The following is an 18718-nucleotide window of genomic DNA, read 5'->3' as shown; positions in this document are numbered from 1 at the left end:
ACGATCGATGGAACAATCGCGACGTGGTCAAGGTCGACGTCTACTGGGCCGTGCCCCACACCCGCGCGAGCGTCCTGCACCTCCTGCACGTCCTTGACCCCGACGAGCGGCTGCGCGCAGACCGGTATGCCGACGCGGGCGCCTTCGAGCGGTTCGTCACCGGGGTGGCGCTGTTGCGTGAGGCGGTCGGGGCCCGCACCGGCGCAGCGCCTGCCCAGGTCCGGATCGACCGGACCTGCGGCACCTGCGGGGAGCCCCATGGGCGACCGCTGATCGTCGGTGAGGCGGTCAAGGTCTCGGTCACGCACACCGCCGGCCTCGTCGGGGTGGCCCTGTCGGTAGATGCGCCGGTCGGGCTCGACGTCGAGGTCGTCCGCGACCTCTCGGCGCGAGACGTCGGCCACCTCGCAGGTGTGCTGGGGGTGCGTGACGGTGACGCCCCGGAGGTGGTGCTGCGGCAGTGGACGCGGCTCGAGTCGGTGGTCAAGGCCACCGGAGACGGCATAGCCGGCGACCTGAGCGGGCTCACCCTCGGCGCGGCGACGGAGCCACCAGCGGTGCACGCATACCCGGGTCATGAAACGTTTGCCGCACACCTGGTCGACCTGAGACCGACCGGTGAGCACCTCGCGTGCCTCACCGTGCTGAGCGAGCAGGCGCCCGTCCTCCGTGAGCACCACCAGACCGGGGCGGGGCCGATGGGTCAGCCGATGGCGCGCAGGTAGCGGCCGAGACCGCCCGGCGCCGGGGTCACTGCGTGACGGTGACGCCCTTCCAGAAGGCGACGCGGTCGGCGATCTCCTTGGCTGCGTCCTTGGGCTCGCGGTAGAACCACAGGGCGTCCTCGTTGACCTCACCGTCGACCTCGATCGACTGGTAGGACGCGGTCCCCTTCCACGGGCAGAAGCTCGTCCTGCCCGAGACGCGCACCAGGTCCTCACGCACCGAGGACCGGGGGAAGTAGTGGTTGTGCTCGACGACGACCGTGTCGTCGCTCTCGGCGATGACCGTGTCGTTCCAGATCGCGCGCATGTCCTGCTCCTCGACTGGTGGCACGGCCCTCGTGGCGGTGCCGGGCTGTCCACAGTCCCAACCGCGTCCACGCCCGGCGTGTTCCCGGCGCAGCGTGCGGCCAGCCGTGGTCCGCGTGACCCACCACCTCCCCGCAGCTGCCGCGGTGGGGGCGGCCCCCCTCGTCAGAGGTCGCAGACGGTCCACAGGGTCGTGCCACGGCCCGGGACGACCTCGGTGCGGCCGGTCTCGGTGAAACCGAGTTTGGCAAGCACCCGACGCGACGCGGTGTTCCAGTCCCAGACGGTCGCCCAGAGCCGCTGGTGACCCGTCGACCGGGCGTGCTCGACGACGACGAGCGCGGCTTCGGTCGCGTAACCGTTCCCGTGGACTCGGCGGAGCAGCTCGAAGGCGATCTCCGGCTCGCCCTCCCCAGCCCGTCCGCTGTCGACGAGCCCGCAGTAGCCGATGACGTCTCCTTCCACCCTGCGCTCGACCGCCAGGAAGCCCAGCCCGTCGCGACCTGCCGACCAGACCGCGGCGGTGGCTATCGACTCCGCGAGCTCGGCGACGGTGGGGTGCCCCTGCTCGTCGAGCCGACGATGCGCAGGGAGCCGGGGGTCGTCACGCTCGACCCACAGCTCGCGCAGCACGTCGGCCTCATCCGGTCGCATCGGGCGGAGCACCAGCCGCTCGCCCTGGAGCTCGAACACCGGGACCTCTCAGCCGGTGGCGCGCAGGTAGCGGCCGAAGTGGGGGACGGTGAACGCGATCCGCCCGCGCTCGCCCGAGTAGATCAGCCCCTTCTTGAGCAACGCGTCCCGCGCCGGCGACAGCGACTGTGGCTTGCGGTCGAGCAGGGTGGCGACCGCGGAGGTCGGCACCGACTCGGTCTCGTCGACGTCCTCCCCCGCCTCGGCCATGGCGAGCGCGGCGTCGGCCATGGCCCGCAGGTACTCCCGCTCGGCCGGCGTCGCCCGCTCGAACCGCGACCCGAAGAACCCGACGGCCAGCTCGGCCTCGGCCTCGGGCGCGGCGACCTTGATGTCCTCGGCACTGATCGGCGTCCTCGGGGCGACGTCCCAGGCGACCTTGCCGTAGGCCTGGACGAAGTACGGGTAGCCGGCCGTCGCGGCATACATCGCCTCGAGGGCCTCGGGCGTGAACTCGGCGCCCTCGTCCTCTGCGGGAGCGACGAGGGCGAGGTCGGCCGCGCTGCGGTCGAGGCGGTCGATGCGTTGGTAGCGAAAGAGCCGCTCGGAGTAGGACTTCGACGCGGACAGGACCGCGGGCAGGTGCGGCCGGCCCGCGCCGACGACGATGACGGGCAGCCCCGACTGCGAGATCTCGTGGCAGGCGGCGCACACGGCGGAGACGTCCTCGGCCGTGAGGTCCTGCATCTCGTCGACGAAGATCGCCACACCCTTGCCGACGTCGGCGGCGAGCCCGCCCACGTCGGTGAGCAGCTCGACGAGGTCGATCTCGATGTCACCGGAGTCGGCGCGGCCGCTCACAGCTGGGGCGTCGATGCCGGGGTTCCACTTCTCGCGCAGCTTGGCGCCGGGGGCGGAGTCGCGCTGGGCGAACGCCTTGATCACGCCGAGCACGTGGTCGACGTCGTCGCCCTGCGGGTGGCCGAGCTCGCGGACCGCGACGTGCAGCGCCGCCGACAGCGGACGGCGCAGGCCCTGGTCGGGGCGCGCCTCGAGCTTGCCGGTGCCCCAGTGGGCGCGGACCGCAGCCGAGCGCAGCGCGTTGAGCAGCACGGTCTTGCCGACGCCGCGCAGCCCGGTGAGCACGATCGACCGCTCGGGTCGCCCGCGCGCGATCCGCTCCAGCACGATGTCGAACGCCTGGAGCTGCTCGTCGCGCCCCGCCAGCTCGGGTGGGCGCTGGCCGGCGCCGGGGGCATAGGGGTTACGGATCGGGTCCACGATCGCAGGGTATGGGTCTGTCTAGCGATATCCCGAGAGGTGCGGATACGCCCCGATCGTGTCGCGGTCGATGCTCCCGTATGGCGCTTTCTACCGTCGTTCTGATAGTCGCCGATACATCGCGATCCTTGCCGCCGCCCGTCGATCGCTTCTGCCCTGGCCGGTCACTGTGATCACTGGGCGTCGTGCCGGGCGCGTTCCGACAGCGCCAACTGATCACAGTGACCCGGCATGCCGCCACCGACAGCCCGGGGGCGTCCCGTCAGCGGAGGGTGCGGGTGCGCCGACGGACGATGTGTCCGACGACGGCGGGGATCCAGCCGGTCTCGCCGCGCATCCAGCGGCCGGCGACGAGGTTGTGCGGGACGACGACGAAGGATCCTTTGAACCCCTCGGTCAGCGACAGGTCGGTGCCGAACACGTCGGTCACCACCTGCCAGTCGAGGTCGGTGGCGTGGTCGAGGTGGGTGCCGATCCCGATCGCGTACCGCTCGACGATGGCCGCGTGGTCGGGACGGCTGGCTTCGTCAGCGCCAGCCCAGGCGGTGTATGCCGCGTCGAGCCCCTTGCTGAGCGAGTCGAGGTCGTCGACATCGACGCCTTCGGCCTGCAGCGCCTCGAGGGCCGACTCGATCCGGGCCTTCTCCTCGGGGCCGAGGCCCTTGACGATGGGTCGCAGCGACTCACCGTCATCGACGAGCTGGTCACCGGCCGAGGCGAGCTCGAGCTCCTCGACGGGCTCCGGCTCCGTGCCCTTGCCCCGACCGAACCAGGCCATGACCGGCTACTTCACCGACGGTGCGGCGGCATCGGCGGCCAGCGGCTTGCCCGCGACCTCCCAGGCCTTCATGCCGCCGCCGAGGTTGGCCACGTCGAACCCCTGCTGCGACAGCCACGCCACCGCCTGACCGGAACGGCCACCGCTGCGGCACACCACGGCGAGCGTGCCGGAGTCGGTGTCGGGCAGCTCGTCGAGTCGCGCGGGGAGGTCGCCCAGCGGGATGTGCACGGCGCCGGGCGCGTGGCCCGCATCCCACTCGTCCTGCTCACGGACGTCCAGGAGGACGGCGTCGTCGGCGACATCGGACACGGACACCTGGGGGAGGTTCATGGCCGCCATCCTGCCACCGAGGCGTTCCGCTCGCCGAGGCATGTCCGGTCGGCCGCGGCTAGGGTCGAAGGCATGACTGAACAGGTGCCTGTCGGCCACACCCCTGACCGCGGTCTCACGATCACCCTGAACACGCCCTTCGTGGAGTCACTGAGCCCCGAGCAGCTGGACCACTACGTGCGCACGGTCGTCGCGCTCGGTGCTGCCGCCGGCGACGCGCTGCCGTCCGACCTCGCCTCGCGACTCCAGTCCGACCTCGAGGCCGGCGACGTGCAGCTCGCGCCCACGTCCTACGACCGGCTCGCCGAGCAGCTCACCGAGGCCCACGGTGCGCCCCTGTCGATCATCACCGACCAGGACCAGCTGCTGTATGGCGAGGAGGACGCGACCGCTGCGGCCCACCGCCCCGCTTCCCCAGCCGCCGCAGACCCCGAGCACCCGGACCGCCCGACCTACTCCTGACCGCCGGTCCCCGTGAAACGTCCGGATCCGTTGCAGGTCAGCTGGATCCACGGGTCGGTGTCTGCCAAGCACAACACCGACCCGGACCTGCAGGTCCACTGGCACGACGACACCACGGTGATCCTGCGCCAGAACAAGGCGATCGACTACGAGGCGCCGTTCCTGTTCCTGCTGTTCGGCCACGAGCGCGCCATGCTGCTGGACACGGGAGCGACCGCCGACGCTGCGCTGTTCCCGCTCCGCAGCACCGTGGACGACTTGGTGGACCAGTGGCTGCAACGTCATCCGCGCGAAGATTACGAGCTACTGGTCCTGCACACGCACTCGCACGGTGACCACGTCGCGGGTGACGGGCAGTTCGCCGACCGCCCCGGAACCAGGGTCGTCGGGGCAGACCGCGCGTCGGTGCACCGCCACCTCGGCCTGACACCGGACCTGGACCGCCCGGCCCTGCTCGACCTCGGCGGCCGGGTGGTGGAGTGCATCGCCAGCCCCGGGCACGACGCCGCAGCGGTCACGTACTTCGACGCGCGGACCGGGTTCCTGCTGACCGGGGACACGGTCTACCCGGGGCGGCTCTACGTCGAGGACCCGGCGGCATACGCGTTGACCATCGACCGGCTCGTCGCGTTCGCGGACACGCACCCGGTGAGCCACGTCCTGGGCTGCCACATCGAGATGAGCACCACACCCGGCGAGGACTACCCCGTCCGCACCACCTACCAGCCGGACGAGCCGCCGCTGGAGATGACCGTCGAGCAGCTGCGCGACGTCCAGCGCGCGGTCGCGGAGGTCGGCGACCGGCCAGGCCGGCACGTCTTCGACGACTTCGTCCTGCACCTCGACGGCTAGGACGAGACGGCGGCGTCCGCGGTGATGTCCGCGGGGATGTCCGCCGTGACGGCCGTCCCCGCGATGTGGGTGTTGAACGGCAGGAAGGGTGAGTGGATCCGGTACGGCTGCACGTCGACGCTGCCGAACCCTGCCGCCCGGATCACGCCGGCGAGATCCCGTTCGCACGAGCACCCCTCGAACAGCCATGCCCACGGTCGACGCAGGAGCCGCTGCGCGGTGCGCGTCCCCGTGCCGGCCTCGGCCACGACGTGCTCGGCGAAGCTGAACCGGCCCCCTGGTCGCAGGATCCGCCGGACCTCGGCCAGGACCGCCTCCGGGTCGCTGACGCTGCACAGCACCAGGCTGGAGATGACGGCGTCGACGCTGGCGTCGGGCAGGTCGACGTGCTCGGCGACGATGCTGCGCACCTCGAGGTCGACGCCCCGGGTGCGCGCTGCCTTGCGCAGGCGTGCGTGCATGTGGCGGTTCGGCTCGATGGCGATCAGCCGCGCGCCTGCCGGCAGGTAGCGCAGGTTCGCCCCTACGCCCGGCCCGAGCTCCACCACGGTGTCGGGGAGGTCGGCGAAGACCGCCGCTTTGTGCTGGCGCATGTGGCGGTCGAGGTAGCCGCCCATGAGCCAGAAGAAGGCGGAGTTGAAGCGTCCGAGGACCGGGTGGTCAGGATGTGTGGTCATGTTCGTCATGGATCCAGCGTGTCCGGGCCACGACGGTGCCGTCAGCAGTGGAAATACCGCACCTTCGACTCGCTGACCCATCCCCGACCGGGACCCCTCCCGGCCGCACCTTCCCCACCTCAGGAGGGCGGGTTCGACGCGACGTACCAGGCAGCGACCTGCGACCGGGAGCGGAACCCCAGCCGCGTGCGGATCCGTTCGACGTGCGACTCGGCGGACCGTTCGCTGATCACCAGCTCCTCGGCGATCTGCCGGTTCGACCACCCTCGGGACACCAGCTGGGCCACCTGGGTCTGGCGCGGCGTCAGAGCGGGCGCCGCGACGAGCGGATCGAGGGCGGGCAGCCCCAGCCCGGTCCGAATGGCGCCCAGCAGGGACTGCGTGTCGCCGGCGAAGGGCAGGTGGGTGCGACCGGGCAGCACGGTCAGCGTCGCGCCGGCGATCCCGGCCGCCAACCGCTGACCCTCGGACAGCGGGACCGCGCGGTCGTCCTGACGGTGGATCACGGTGGTGCGCGCCATGATCCGGCCCAGGTCCTCGGACACGTCGATGGCGTAGCACGCGGCCAGCAGCTGGTGCGCCATGGCAGCAGATGCCGAATCCCGTTGGTATCGCGCGAAGACGGCCCGGAATCCGGCATCCGCCTCGGGCGCGAAGATGTCGGTCAGCACGTCCGACGCCAGGCCCCAGTGGCTGTCGACCAGCCCGAGCACGTGCTGTCGAACGGTCGGCGACGCGACGCGGTCGCCGTGGACCCACCCGCCGTACAGGACCAGCCGCCCCACCGACGACGGGTGGCGGGCGGCCCATCGCACCGCGAGCGGCGCACCGAAGGAGGCGCCGACCAGGTCGAAGCGGTCGGTCCCGACCTCCTCCGCCACCGCGGCCAGGACCTCCAGTTCCAGCTCGGCGACGTCCGTGCGGTCGGTGCCGCCGGACAAGCCGCACCCGGGCCGGTCGTACCTCACGAGGGTGCGCCCGGTCGCCAGCCCCTCGTAGAAACGACGCTCGGCAGGGACCGCCCAGCCCAGGTCGAGGTGGGAGACCCAGCCCGGTACGTGGACCACGGTCGGGCCGTGTCCGGTGACCGCATACGCGATGGCGGTGCCGTCATCGAGGCGGGCCGTGCCCCTGGTCGGGCTGGGCCTCATCGGGCGACGCCTGACCTCTCCCGCCAGGTGCTGGGCGCCGACCCGTGGTGCCGCTTGAAGGCGCGGCTGAACGCCTCCTCCGCCTCGTACCCCACTCGGTGGGCGATCGTCGCGACCGGCAGGGTGGTCGTGCGCAGGAGGTCCTCCGCGACGTGCATGCGCCAGCCGGTGAGGTAGCGGATCGGGGCGAGCCCGAGGACGGTGCGGAAGCGTTCGTCGAGCACCGTGGACGACACGCTGGACACGCGTGCCAGCTCGGCGAGGGTCCAGCGGTGGCCGGGCTCGCCGTGCATGGCCGCGAGCGCGGGCGCGATCACGATGTCGCGCAAGGCGGCCGGCCACCCCGTGGCGGTCGCCGGCGCGTTCGACAGGTGGAGCTTGAGCACCTCGCGCAGCAACAGCTGCGGTATGTCGGTGGGTGACCCGAGCCGGTCGTCGGCGGTCCGGCTGGTCTGCTGGAGGACCAGGTCGCTGCTGGCCCGGACCCAGGAGCGGACCGGTCCCACTGGCGGTGTGACGACGAACACCGGCGGGAAGACCCCCATCCGCGGGTCGAAAAGCCTGTCGTCGCAGGCGAGGAAGCCGCAGACGAGCTCGCTGCGTGCGCCGCCCGTGCCGTGGACGATGTGCGGCAGCGCGGTCCACGGCGGTGGGTCGATCAGCTGCGCGATGGACACCGGCTCGGCCTCCTCGTGCCCACCCATGCGGTGCTGGTCGTTGTAGGGCAGCACGATCACGTCGCCCTCGTGGGCCCAGACCTTGTCCGACCCCGCTTCGATCCAGCAGCTCCCGGCGAGGACCACGTGGAACAGCACGAGCCGCGCGGCGTCCGGAGCCAGCACGGCCGCGACCTCGCGCGAGGACATCGACTCGTACGCCCAGGCCTCGGTGTACTCGCTGTGCAGGAAGATCGCGCCGGACAGGTGGATCTGCGCCAGCGCGTCGGCGAGGGCGGCGGATCGGTCAGCCCCTGCGGCATCTGCGTCATGGTCGGACCGCGTGACGGTCATGAGACTGAGTGTGTCAGCACCTCAGCCAAGGAGACAGAGATGACAGCCGCCGACCGGTTCAACTCCACACGCTTCTCGTTGTGGATCAACAGCCACCGAGGCCGAGCCTTCCGGCTCGTCGCCGGCCTCGCGTGGCTCGCGTTCGCCGTCGTCTTCCGCGACCACTGGTGGGGAGTCGCGGCCGGCGTATGGAGCGTCCTGCCCCTGAGCGCAGGGGTGTTCGACGTCTGCTGGGTCAGCGCCGCCCTCGGTGGCCCGTTGGCGGGTCGCTCGATCCGTGCCGCCCAGGGACGTTCCACGACCGCTGTCCGCGTGTGAGCCCGGCCCGTCAGAGACACGTCCGTATGGCGTCGATGAGCGCCTTCCAGCGCGGGTCACCGTGCGGGCCGATGTCGCGCATCAGGCTGGTGACGTAGCCGAAGCCGACCTCGTGGTCCGGGTCGGCGATGCCGAGACGGCCGCCGGCCCCGGTGTGCCCGAACGTCGTGGGACCGAAGCCGGGCATGCTCGGCGAGGCCAGCTGGTAGCCGAGCCCGAACCGGATGTCGGGCCCTGCCGTCCCGCTCTCGATGAGGGTCTCGACGCCGTCGGTGCGCGGGCGGGTCACCCGCGTGCGGGTCTCCTCGCTGACGAGCTGGATCCCGCCCACGGGGCCGAGCAGTGCGCCATACATGGCGGCCAGGGCGCGGGCGTCGGTGATGGCGCCGATGCCGGGACGTTCGGCCCCGTAGTGGGCGCGAACCTCGTCGAGGTCGTCGAAGTCGGGGTCCATGGGCGGGTTCTCCCGCAGGAACGCCTGCCGTTGCGCGGCATAGGAACCTGGTTCTGGCGCTGCGCCGTCCGCGTCGGGGGTCATGGGGCTCTGCTGCTCCCACAGGCCGGGCACCACGCGCGGGATGTGCTCGGGGGGCAGCCCCATCCAGAGGTCGACACCGAGGGGCTCGGCGATGAGGGTGCGGACGTGCTGGGCGATGGACCGCCCGCTGGCCCGCTTGACGATCTCGTCGAGCAGCGTCCCGTACGTCACCGGGTGGTAGGCCATCGCGGTCCCGGGCTCCCAGAGCGGAGTCCCTCCGGCGAGGGCGCGGGTGACAGCCTCGCCGCGGTGCAGGTCGAGGCCTTGGAGGCCGGTGCCGAGCGGCGGGTAGGGCAGACCGGCCGTGTGGGACGCGACCATCCCGAGGGTGACCTTGGTCCTTGCCGGCGGCAGCGAACTCGGGCCACCAGGTTGCGACCCGCTCCTCAGGATCGAGGACACCGCGCTCGACCAGCATCGCCAGCACGGTCGCGGTGACGCCTTTGCTGCAGGACGCGACCATCATCAGGCCGTCGGCGGGCATCGGCCGGTGGTTGACCTCGTCAGTCCCTCCCCACAGGTCCACGACCGTGCGGCCGCGGTGGACAACGCTGACGGCCGCCGCGCCGTCGCCGGGGTCGGTGAAGTTGCGGCGGAACGCGTCCGCGACCGGGCCGAAGCCCTCGGCGACGAACGGCTCGGTAGGGCTGGTCATGCTCGCGACCCTAAGCCGCTCCCACCAGATGGTGTCAGGCCCCGTCCAGCTCACGGTCGGCGCGGGCGAGCCAGGCGAGGGCACGGACGCTCTCCCACGTGCCCGGCTTGAGCCCGTCGGCCGCGGTCCGGGCCGAGGCCAGCAGGCGAGCCCCGTCGGGCAGGTCCTTGGCCTCGATCGCGAGCACCGCCAACGCCTCCACGCTCTCCCACGTGCCCGGCTTGAGCCCGGCTGCGGTCTCGAGGGCGCGCTGCAGCGGGGGTCGTGGGTCGGGTTGCTTCGCCATCGGCGCTCTCCCTGCCTCGAGGAGGTGCCCGACACCCGTCGGGCACCGTTGCCCGCCATGGTGCCGTACCCGGGTCGTCACCGGGTCAGATCGTCGTGACCATCCCTCCGTCGATCAGGACGTCTGCGCCGGTCACGTTGCCCGCCAGCGGCGAGCTCAGGTAGAGCACGAGGTGGGCGACCTCCTCGGGACGGGTGAACCGGCCGGTCGGGGTGCCGGCCACGGCTGCCTGCTGGACCGCCACGGGGTCCAGGCCGCGCGCCTTCGCCACCGTCTCGGCGACCCCGCCGGCACCGAGCCACAGCGCCGTCGCGACCGGTCCCGGGCTGACGGTGTTGACCCGCACCCCTGCCGGTCCGAGCTCCTTGGACAGCGACTTCGTGAAGCTGCGCAGGGCGGCCTTGGCCGCGCTGTAGTCGATCACGCCGGGGTCGGGCAGGGCGGCGTTGACCGAGCAGATGGTGGTCACCGCCGACGGCGCACGCGCCAGCAGATGGGGCACCGCCGCTCTCGTCGCCCGCACCGCGGAGAACAGGTTGACGTCCAGCGCCCACTGCCAGTCGGCATCGCTGACGTCGAGGAACCCCGTGGTGCGGGGCCGCACTCCACCCACGTTGTTGACGAGCACGTCGATCCCCCCGTGGGTCTCGACCGCCGCGTCGACCAGGGCCTGGCACCCGGCCGAGGTGGTGAGGTCGTCGAGGACGACCGTCAGATCGCCCTCGTCAGCCAGGGCGTTCAGCTCGGCGGAGGCGGACAGCGCCCCGGCCACGACGCCGGCCCCTTCGCGGATCAGCGCCTGGGCCACGGCGAGACCGATGCCACGGCTGGCTCCGGTGACCACTGCCGTCTTCCCAGTCAGGTCGAGCTTCACAGCTCCTGCTCCTTGAGCCAGCGCAGGCAGGTCTCGGCCACCTCGCGCCACCCCGAGTCGATGGTCAGCGAGTGCCCACGGTCGGGGAAGGTGACGATGTCGGTGACGGCCTCGGAGTGCCGGTACTGCTTGAGCGTGGACCGGGTGATGGCCTCCGGCACGGTGTTGTCCTTACCGCTGCCGATGAGCAGCAGAGGTCCCCGGGACTGGTTGCCGGTCTGCACCTTGGCCGGGGAGTGCGGGTCGAAGTTCGCCGTCGCAGCCTCGAACAGCGGCCTGCCGGGAGCCGGGATCGTCCAACGCTGGTGCAGCTCGTCGGACTCTGCCTCGGGGACGGCGTTGGCGAAGGCGAACCGGAACTGCTCGGGGGTCAGGCTGACGGCACGGTGCCGGTTCGCCGGGTTCTTGAACACCGGCAGGGTCGCGCGCAACGCCGAGAGCGGCACGGGCAGGACACCCTTGATCTGGGCCGCGTCGATGGCGATCGCCGCCCGAGCGAGGTCCTGGCCGAGGAGCTTCTGCGCGATCATCCCGCCGAAGGAGTGACCGATGAGGATCGGCTTCTCCGGCAGCGTCTCGATGACCGAGGCGAAGTGGGTGACCACGTCGTCGATCCCGTGGTCTTCGATGTCCTCGGGGTGCGCCCGCGACTCCTCTACCGTGGCACCGTCACCCGGCCACCCGGGCGCCTGCGCGGCATACCCGGCGTCGTCGAACATCGTCACCCACGCGTCCCACGAGGTGGCGTGGAGCCACAACCCGTGGATGAACAGCACTGGTGTTGCCATGAGATCTCCCCTATCGTCGCGCCGGGAGCGGGTTGTCCCCGGCTGCCCTTCGAGGCTAGGAACGCGGGACTCGGCACGGCTTGGGTCAGGCGGCTGCATCGGTCAGGGACGGGCCACCCTCGACGACGTCACGGCTAGCGTCATCTGACTGAAAGCCGGGGCGGTCAGACGAACGGGCTCTCGCTGGCCAGTGCCCGTGACAGCTGGCCCCGGCTGGTGATGCCCAGCTTGGGGAAGATGCGGTACAGGTGCGAGCTCACGGTGCGGTGCGAGAGGAACAGGCGCTCACCGATGTCGCGGTTCGACAGGCCCATCGCGGCGAGCTCGGCGATCCGCGTCTCCTGCACCGAGAGCTGCTCGCGCGGCCGTGTCTGCGGTCGCCATCCCTGCTCGCCGGTGGCGCGCAGCTCGTCGTCGGCGCGAGCCGCCCAGACGGCGGCGCCGAGGGTCGTGAAGGTCCCTCGTGCCGCGCGCAGCGGGTCTCGCGACTCGACGACCCGTCGTTGCCGACGCAGCCAGGACCCCTGCGCCAGCTGCAACCGCGCCAAGTGCCACGGATACCGTCGCGCCGCGCCGCCCAGCGCCTGGCCGAAGAGCTCCTCGGCGTCGTCCTCGGTGGCGAGGACGGCCCGGGCGTACTCGACGGCCACCGTCGAGACCGGCGACGGAGCAGGGCCGGCCGGTCCCGCGATCGAGTCCACGACCTGCGACGCGTCCTCCCGGCGCCCCGTAGGGACCGCCGCGTCGGCGAGGTAGCCCAGCGCCCAGAACTGCTGGACCTGCTGGAAGGCGGGGTCGGTCGGCACGAACGTGCGGCGCAGCGCTGCATACGCCTGCCCGGGCTGGGTCCGGCCGAGCTCACCGATGCCCCTGACCAGCTGCACGCCCGCCAGCAGGGAGGAGCTGGCGTTGGGGGTGAGCAGGGCGGTGCGTTCGGCTGCTGCGAGGAGAGGGTGGTCCGGGTCCCAGTCGCCGCGCACGGCATCGGCGAGGGCGACGGCGATGCGGGCGGTGCCCGCCCACACCGCCTGCCCGGTCTCGTCGCCAAGGCGCATGGCCTCGTCAGCCGAGCGCGACGGGTCGAAGATGCCGAGGTTCACCTCGGCCCAGGCGCGGATGGCCAGCACCTCGGCCAACAGGCTCAGCCGGCCGTGGGCCCTCAGCTCGACCGCGGCCGTCGACAGGTATGCCGCGGCGCGTTCGTGGTCGCCCACGCAGAAGGCCGCGATACCCAGCAGGCCGGCGAGGTCGGGCCGACCCCGCGCATCGGCCGGCCAGCCCTCGAGGTGGGAAAGCACCTCCGGCCCGGACGCGAGCGAGTCGGCCAGCGCCAGCACCGCCAGCACCCGGGGGTCGTCGACGGGGAGCGGCACCGCCCGCACGGCACGGACGATGTCGCGGCGGACGTCCTCACCCGGGTCGCGCCACCACACCCGACGGCCGGCACCGAAGAGCAGCTGCAGCGCCAGGTCGACCTCCCGCTCGCTGGTGGCACGACGGGCCAGGGCGACGAGGCGCCGCACCTCGGCGGGCTCGCTCGAGGACCCGTCGTGGAAGACCCCCTCGAGCCAGGTCAGTCGCGACCGGTCGCTCACCGACAGGGGCATGGCGCCGAGCTGGGTACGGATCTGCTCGACGCGGGCATACCGGCCGAGCTCGTACTCAAGCTCAGCGGCGGCCAGCAGCCGTCTGGCCCTGTCCGCGCCGGCGTGGCTCAGGGCTGCCGCTCGCTCCAGCCGGGCTACCGCCGTGGCGACGGCTCCCCGTCGTCGGGCGTCTCCGGCGGCGCGTTCCAGGGCAGCGGCCACGTCCTCGTCCGGCCCCGACGTCGAGGACGCCCGGTGCCACAGCGCACGGTCGGGGTCTGACCGCAGCACCGTGGCGAGTGCTTCGTGGGCACGGTGGCGGGTCTCCAGGGGCATCGCGTGCCGCAGCGCCGAGCCGATCAGCGGGTGGGTCAGCCGGTAGCGGTCACCGGACACCTCGATCAGTCCCAGCTCGACGGCGGGCTGCACGTCGGGTCGACCCAGGGGTGCGCCGTGGACGAGCTCGGCTGCCGCGAGCACCTCGTGCAGGGTGTCGCCTCCGTCGACCGCGGCGACGTCCAGCACCGCGCGGGTGCCCGGATCGAGGTGGTCGGCGCGCGCCACGAAGGTGGCTTCGAGGCGATCGGTCATCGGCAGGTCCCCGTCGAGCTCCGGCCACTGGTCGCCGCCGGACCGCAGCGCCGTCGCGATCTCGATCAAGGCGAGCGGGTTGCCGACGGACTGACGAAGGACGCGTTCGCGCAGGCCCGGTGCGAGCTCGGGGGCGGTCGCCTGGAGCAGGGCAGCGGCCGAGGTCTCGTCGAGGACGCCCACCTCCATCCACGTGACGGTGCGGTCGTCGCCGAAGTCGGGGACCCGGGCGCGCGAGGCGCAGACGAAGTGCACGGCCTCTCCCTCGACCCGACGGGCGACGAAGGACAGCACCTCCAGGGACGGCTGGTCCATCAGGCCAAGGTCGTCGAGGCTGACGAGCACCGGTGCCTGGGCGGCCGTCTCGACGAGGAGCTCGAGCACCGCCAGGGAGACGAAGAACGGGTTCACCTCGATGGAGGCGCCCATCGCGAAGCAGGACAGGAGCGCCTCGCGCTGGTTGACCGGGAGGGCGTCGATGCGGGCGAGGGTGGGGCGCACGAGCTGGTGCAGGCTGGCGTACGGAAGGTGGGCCTCGGCGTGACTGCCACGGGCTGTGAGCACGGTGTGACCGGCCGCTCGGGCATGGCCCTCCAGCTGGCCGAGCAGGGCGCTCTTGCCGACCCCGGGACCGCCCACGAGGCCGACGACCGGCGCTGCGCCAGGGTCAGTGCCGGGGTCGGCGCCGAGGTCAGTGGCGGGGTCGGCGCTCGCTGCGTTGAGTCGCCGCACGAGGGCGTCCAGCAGCTCACGACGACCGACGAGGCCACCCGCGGGCGCAGAACTCACGTCGTCGAGCATGATCTGGTTCGCGCCCGCTGTCCACAGTCTCCGGGGTCAGGGGCGGTTGGCGGTGACCCAGGATGTCGACACCATGGATGGGCGGCCGACGACGTGACGCAGCGGCACACTGGAGTCGTGGCCAATGGGGAGGTGCAGACCATGATCGAGCTCGTCGTCGGGACGCCGGGCGACGAGGGCGCTGCGGCTGCAGCGCAGCTCCTGCACGACTTCAACGTGGAGTACGACGAGCCGACCCCTGCACCCGGGGAGCTCGCAGCCCGTCTGATGGAACTCATTGCGACAGGACAGCTCTGGGTCCTCCTCGCGCGCGACCACGAGACCGGCGCCGCCGTCGGGGTCGCGGTGGTGCGCCTCGCTCCGTCACTGTGGAGCACGGGCCAGGAGGCCTACCTGGCGGAGCTGTATGTCGTGCCGGACCACCGTGGCCGGGGGCACGGCCGCGCGCTGATCACCCATGCCATGCAGGTCGCGCGGGAAGAAGGCGCCGACTACGCCTTCCTCATCACGAGCGAGGACGACCACCGGGCCCAGCGCCTCTACGAGGCAGCCGGCTTTCGTCGGACCGAGGGCGACGACGGCCCGATCATGCTGGCCTACGAGCGAGACCTGTAACGCTCCACGGTCAGCGGCTGGGGCGAGCCAGGGGGGTGCCGTCCAGGGCGTTGCGGAAGGCCACCAGCGAGTCGAAGACCTGCAGGACGCCGGCCTCGTGCAGCTCGCCGACCGAGAACCCGCCGGTGCGGACCCCGAGGGTGGGGATGCCCAGCTTGGCCGCTGCCTGGGCGTCGTAGATCGAGTCACCCACCATGACGCCGCTGGCGCCCTCGACCTTGGCCAGCGCCGCCGCCACGATGTCCGGCTCGGGCTTGCTCTTCTCCACGTCGTCGGAGGTCGTCCAGGCGTCGGCGAGGGACTTGCCGTCGATGAGGTCGAGGAAGGCCTCGACGTGCTCGGTCTTGCCCGAGCTGGCCAGGACCAGCCGGAAGCCGCGTTCCTTGACTGCGGCCAGCAGCTCGTGCGCGCCCTCGAAGGGCTGGATCTCGCCGATGAACTGGTCGAACTCCTCCGACCACGCCTCGCGCAGTGCGTCCCCGTGGGCCTCCTCGACCTCCCGGCCGGCGACGGCGGCCACGAACTGGTCCCCACCCATACCGATGCCCCGGTGCAGGCGCCACATCGGACGGGTGATGTCGTAGCGGCGCAGGGCGCGGAACCACGCCAGCGCGTGCTGGTAGTTGGTGTCCACGAGGGTGCCGTCGACGTCGAAGATTGCCGTGTCTGCCATGCCTTCTTCCTACCCCACGGGGGCCCGGCCAAACGACCGCGGCAGCTGGCCGCAGGAGGACGAGGTGTTCCAGGGCGAAGCGCTCGACCCGGCCACTACGGTGGCTCGTGAACCCCTGGGAGGTGCGATGAAGGCCGCTGAGATCCTGCGCCCGTTGGTCGACGCCGCGCTCGGCACCGATCTCCCGGTGCGCATCGTCTGCTGGGACGGCAGCTCGATCGGGCCCGCCGATGCCGACGTGGTCGTCCGCTTCGTCTCGCGGCGCGCCCTGCGCCGCCTGGTCTGGGCTCCGAACGAGCTGGGGTTCGCCCGGGCCTACGTGTCCGGCGACGTCCAGATCGAGGGGGACCTGCTCGACACGTTGACCCGGCTGGACGCGCTGGCCGACCCCGAGCGCGGACCGGGCGTGAACATCGGACCCGACACCAGGGCCGCTGTCATCAAGGCCGTCATCCGCCTCGGCGCCCTGGGCCCACCGCCCCGGCCGCCGGCCGAGGAGATCCGGCTGTCCGGTCGCCGGCACGGGCGCGGCCGGGACGCTCAGGCGATCTCGCACCACTACGACGTGGGCAACGACTTCTACGCGCTCGTCCTGGGCCCGTCGATGGTCTACTCCTGCGCGTACTTCGAGCAGGCGCCCTCGGCGGCATACACGTTGGAGGACGCGCAGCGCGCCAAGCTGGACCTCGTCGCGCGCAAGCTGGGCCTCGCGCCGGGGATGCGCCTGCTGGACGTGGGGTGCGGGTGGGGGTCGTTCGTGATCCACGCGGCCCGCGAGTACGGCGTCACGGCGGTGGGGGTCACCCTCTCGCAGGAGCAGGCGGCCTCGGCCCGCGCGACCGTCGCCTCGCTGGGGATCGAGGACCGGGTCGAGATCCGGGTGCAGGACTACCGCGACGTCCCCGACGGCCCCTACGACGCGATCGCCAGCATCGGGATGGCCGAGCACGTGGGCGCTTCCCAGCTGCCCGAGTATGCTGCGCACCTCCACGGGCTCCTGGCCCCCGGTGGGCGTCTGCTCAACCATGCGATCTCGCGTCGGCCCGGCCCTCCGGGTGACCCGAAGGGGGACAAGACCTCGTTCATCGACCGCTACGTCTTCCCCGACGGCGAACTGCATCCGATGTCGACGATGGTCGACGTGCTGGAGTCGGCCGGGTTCGAGGTCCGTGACGTGGAGTCGCTGCGCGAGCACTACGCGGACACCCTGCGCGCCTGGGTGGCCAACCTCGAACGGGACTGGGACGAGGCGGTCCGGCTCTCCAGCGCGGGCCGTGCCCGGGTGTGGCGGTTGTACATGGCGGGCTCGGCGCTCGGGTTCCAGTCCAACCGTCTCGGGGTCAACCAGGTCCTCGCCGTCAGGACCGGCCCCGGTGGGACCAGCGGGCTCCCCCGCACCCGCGCCGGGCTGCTCGGCCAGCCGTGACCCTCGCTCCGTCGACCCGTGTCGGACCTCGGTCCTAGCCTCGACGCCATGACGGACTGGGGCGACATCACGGACGCGATCGGGCTCGCCCTCGGTGGCGAGAAGCAGCGGGGACGCGACGCACTGGCGCAGTGCTGGGCCGCGACCGCCGACACCGACCACGCCCAGCGGTGCGTCATGGCCCACTACCTGGCCGACCTGCAGTCGACTCTGGAGGACGAGGTGGCCTGGGACGAGGCTGCACTGTCCGAACACGCGCACGTGGTCGACGCGGACCTGGCGCCGGTGGGCATGACCTCGGCCGAAGCCCTGGCCCCGAGCCTGCACCTGAACCTCGGTGACGGGTACCTGCGCCAGGGCAGGGTCGACGACGCGAGGACGCAGGTCACTGCCGGCCTGAGCGCCGCGAGCTCGCTCCCCGACGACGGGTATGGAGCCCACATCCGCTCCGGACTTGAGCGCCTCCAGGAGCGCGTGGAGCAGTCAGCGAGCCCCTGACCAGAACTCCCGGAGCACAGGCACCGTGGCCTTGCCCTTGACCATGTGCGTCTGCCCGGGCAGCTCCCGCAGCGTTGCGTCCGGGAGTGCGGCCGCGAGCGCCGCCTGCGAGTTCTTCATGTACTGCGGGCTCTTGCCGCCGACGATCACCAGGACCGGGACGGTGACGCCGGACAGCCAGCCGGCCGGGAGCGGCTTGCCCTGCTGGTGCTCCAGGACGAGGGCGTAGTCGTGGGGCAGCGTGGGCGCGACGGCACAGAGCTTCTTCCAGACCGGCATCAGGCGCATCATCATCACGCCGAACGCCGGCAGGCCGACCGTGCGCATGAACAGCTTGACCGCATCACCGGACCGGCCCGCGTCGACCAGCGCCTGCGTCCGAGCGCCCAGGTCGGCGTCGTTGGGGGCGTGGGTGTCGTCGACGATGAACGGCGCCTCGTACAGCGCGACCTTCCCCGTGGGGACGCCCGCCCGCAGCGCCTCGAGCACCAGCACCGCTCCAGACGAGGCTCCGACGACCAGGGCGTCCGGACCGGCGGCCTCGAGCACCGCCACCAGGTCCTCCACCTCACGGTGCACGGTGGAGGGCGACGACCCGGGACCGCTCTCTCCCCGGCCGCGCCGGTCGTAGGCGAAGACGGCGTGGTCCTCGGACAGCTGCGGGATCAGGGACTTCGCGGTGCCCATCGTGCGCTGGCACAGGGCGCCCTCGACCACGACGACAGCCGGTCCGGTCCCGGTCACGTCGTAGGCGATCGCCGTGCCGTCGGCGGAGGTGACGAAGCGGGTGCTGGTGGTGGTGGTCACGGTGGTCATGATGTCTCCTCGGTCAGGGTCTTCGACGGTCTTTGACCATGCGTC

Annotated in this window: 22 protein-coding genes and 1 pseudogene; 7 read left to right on the top strand and 16 right to left on the bottom strand. The window is 72.0% G+C overall.

All coding sequences use genetic code 11. The features are described 5' to 3' along the window. The first annotated feature begins 23 nt into the window (after nt 1-23). Nucleotides 24-725, top strand: a complete 702-nt coding sequence (locus ABEG17_RS08815) for a 4'-phosphopantetheinyl transferase family protein (RefSeq protein ID WP_406832911.1) — start codon at nt 24-26, stop codon at nt 723-725. Nucleotides 726-750: 25 nt separating this feature from the next. Here ABEG17_RS08815 and ABEG17_RS08810 read toward each other — a convergent pair whose 3' ends face one another. The 5 genes from ABEG17_RS08810 to ABEG17_RS08790 form a co-directional block, all read right to left on the bottom strand. After that, a complete protein-coding gene (locus ABEG17_RS08810) occupies nt 751-1032 on the bottom strand; it encodes a DUF427 domain-containing protein (RefSeq protein WP_406832909.1) in 282 nt (93 codons plus the stop codon). A gap of 164 nt (nt 1033-1196) precedes the next feature. Continuing rightward, nucleotides 1197-1724: a GNAT family N-acetyltransferase gene (locus ABEG17_RS08805; protein ID WP_406832908.1), complete on the bottom strand. Its 528-nt coding sequence runs from the start codon at nt 1722-1724 to the stop codon at nt 1197-1199. A 9-nt stretch (nt 1725-1733) separates the two neighbouring features. Continuing rightward, complete coding sequence (locus ABEG17_RS08800) at nt 1734-2945, bottom strand: ATP-binding protein (protein ID WP_406832907.1); 1212 nt, start codon at nt 2943-2945, stop codon at nt 1734-1736. A 262-nt stretch (nt 2946-3207) separates the two neighbouring features. After that, nucleotides 3208-3723, bottom strand: coding sequence for a hypothetical protein (locus ABEG17_RS08795; RefSeq protein ID WP_406832906.1), 516 nt, complete (start codon nt 3721-3723; stop codon nt 3208-3210). A 6-nt stretch (nt 3724-3729) separates the two neighbouring features. Then, on the bottom strand, nt 3730-4056 hold the full coding sequence (locus ABEG17_RS08790) for a rhodanese-like domain-containing protein (protein WP_406832905.1): 327 nt from the start codon (nt 4054-4056) through the stop codon (nt 3730-3732). Between the two features lie 72 nt (nt 4057-4128). Between ABEG17_RS08790 and ABEG17_RS08785 the strand changes: the two genes are divergently transcribed. After that, nucleotides 4129-4518, top strand: a complete 390-nt coding sequence (locus ABEG17_RS08785) for a hypothetical protein (RefSeq protein ID WP_406832903.1) — start codon at nt 4129-4131, stop codon at nt 4516-4518. Between the two features lie 57 nt (nt 4519-4575). Beyond that, nucleotides 4576-5370 (top strand): MBL fold metallo-hydrolase, encoded by a 795-nt coding sequence (locus ABEG17_RS08780; RefSeq protein ID WP_406832902.1) that lies wholly within the window; start codon nt 4576-4578, stop codon nt 5368-5370. Here ABEG17_RS08780 and ABEG17_RS08775 read toward each other — a convergent pair. The 3 genes from ABEG17_RS08775 to ABEG17_RS08765 form a co-directional block, all read right to left on the bottom strand. Further along, nucleotides 5367-6056 carry a class I SAM-dependent methyltransferase gene (locus tag ABEG17_RS08775; RefSeq protein ID WP_406832900.1) on the bottom strand — a complete coding sequence of 230 codons (690 nt, stop codon included), beginning with the start codon at nt 6054-6056 and terminating at the stop codon, nt 5367-5369. The genes ABEG17_RS08780 and ABEG17_RS08775 overlap by 4 nt on opposite strands. A gap of 110 nt (nt 6057-6166) precedes the next feature. After that, complete coding sequence (locus tag ABEG17_RS08770) at nt 6167-7198, bottom strand: alpha/beta fold hydrolase (protein WP_406832899.1); 1032 nt, start codon at nt 7196-7198, stop codon at nt 6167-6169. After that, on the bottom strand, nt 7195-8208 hold the full coding sequence (locus ABEG17_RS08765; protein WP_406832898.1) for an AraC family transcriptional regulator: 1014 nt from the start codon (nt 8206-8208) through the stop codon (nt 7195-7197). The genes ABEG17_RS08770 and ABEG17_RS08765 overlap by 4 nt, the downstream gene beginning before the upstream one ends. Nucleotides 8209-8247: 39 nt before the next feature. Here ABEG17_RS08765 and ABEG17_RS08760 point away from each other — a divergent pair, with 39 nt between their 5' ends. Further along, complete coding sequence (locus ABEG17_RS08760) at nt 8248-8526, top strand: hypothetical protein (RefSeq protein ID WP_406832897.1); 279 nt, start codon at nt 8248-8250, stop codon at nt 8524-8526. Nucleotides 8527-8536: 10 nt separating this feature from the next. Here the strand turns inward: ABEG17_RS08760 and ABEG17_RS08755 are convergent, their stop codons facing one another. From ABEG17_RS08755 to ABEG17_RS08730, 6 genes and pseudogenes are all read right to left on the bottom strand, one after another. After that, the gene (locus ABEG17_RS08755; RefSeq protein ID WP_406832896.1) at nt 8537-9466 is read right to left on the bottom strand and encodes a serine hydrolase domain-containing protein; all 930 of its coding nucleotides are present in this window, start codon (nt 9464-9466) and stop codon (nt 8537-8539) included. Beyond that, nucleotides 9426-9719 (bottom strand): annotated as a pseudogene (locus tag ABEG17_RS08750) (serine hydrolase); the annotation flags it as partial. The gene ABEG17_RS08755 and the pseudogene ABEG17_RS08750, both read right to left, overlap by 41 nt. Nucleotides 9720-9753: 34 nt before the next feature. Beyond that, nucleotides 9754-10005: a hypothetical protein gene (locus ABEG17_RS08745; protein ID WP_406832895.1), complete on the bottom strand. Its 252-nt coding sequence runs from the start codon at nt 10003-10005 to the stop codon at nt 9754-9756. Between the two features lie 85 nt (nt 10006-10090). Continuing rightward, complete coding sequence (locus ABEG17_RS08740; RefSeq protein ID WP_406832894.1) at nt 10091-10879, bottom strand: SDR family NAD(P)-dependent oxidoreductase; 789 nt, start codon at nt 10877-10879, stop codon at nt 10091-10093. Beyond that, nucleotides 10876-11667, bottom strand: coding sequence for an alpha/beta hydrolase (locus ABEG17_RS08735; RefSeq protein ID WP_406832893.1), 792 nt, complete (start codon nt 11665-11667; stop codon nt 10876-10878). The genes ABEG17_RS08740 and ABEG17_RS08735 overlap by 4 nt, the downstream gene beginning before the upstream one ends. A 164-nt stretch (nt 11668-11831) precedes the next feature. Then, nucleotides 11832-14633, bottom strand: coding sequence for a LuxR C-terminal-related transcriptional regulator (locus ABEG17_RS08730; RefSeq protein ID WP_406832892.1), 2802 nt, complete (start codon nt 14631-14633; stop codon nt 11832-11834). 129 nt (nt 14634-14762) lie between these two features. Here ABEG17_RS08730 and ABEG17_RS08725 point away from each other — a divergent pair, with 129 nt between their 5' ends. After that, the gene (locus tag ABEG17_RS08725) at nt 14763-15260 is read left to right on the top strand and encodes a GNAT family N-acetyltransferase (protein WP_406832891.1); all 498 of its coding nucleotides are present in this window, start codon (nt 14763-14765) and stop codon (nt 15258-15260) included. Nucleotides 15261-15270: 10 nt separating this feature from the next. Here the strand turns inward: ABEG17_RS08725 and ABEG17_RS08720 are convergent, their stop codons facing one another. Continuing rightward, nucleotides 15271-15933 (bottom strand): HAD family hydrolase, encoded by a 663-nt coding sequence (locus ABEG17_RS08720; RefSeq protein WP_406832890.1) that lies wholly within the window; start codon nt 15931-15933, stop codon nt 15271-15273. Here ABEG17_RS08720 and ABEG17_RS08715 point away from each other — a divergent pair. Further along, a complete protein-coding gene (locus tag ABEG17_RS08715; RefSeq protein ID WP_406832889.1) occupies nt 15932-17359 on the top strand; it encodes a class I SAM-dependent methyltransferase in 1428 nt (475 codons plus the stop codon). The two genes, ABEG17_RS08720 and ABEG17_RS08715, sit on opposite strands and share 2 nt — an antisense overlap. A 48-nt stretch (nt 17360-17407) precedes the next feature. Then, nucleotides 17408-17857, top strand: a complete 450-nt coding sequence (locus ABEG17_RS08710) for a hypothetical protein (protein WP_406832887.1) — start codon at nt 17408-17410, stop codon at nt 17855-17857. Here ABEG17_RS08710 and ABEG17_RS08705 read toward each other — a convergent pair. Further along, nucleotides 17843-18673, bottom strand: a complete 831-nt coding sequence (locus tag ABEG17_RS08705) for an alpha/beta fold hydrolase (RefSeq protein ID WP_406832886.1) — start codon at nt 18671-18673, stop codon at nt 17843-17845. The two genes, ABEG17_RS08710 and ABEG17_RS08705, sit on opposite strands and share 15 nt — an antisense overlap. Nucleotides 18674-18718 lie beyond the last annotated feature (45 nt).

This window comes from Pedococcus sp. KACC 23699 (assembly GCF_045348425.1).
Taxonomy (GTDB): domain Bacteria; phylum Actinomycetota; class Actinomycetes; order Actinomycetales; family Dermatophilaceae; genus Pedococcus.
The sequence above is the reverse complement of the archived record's forward strand: the minus strand, read 5'-3'. Positions and strand labels throughout refer to the sequence as shown.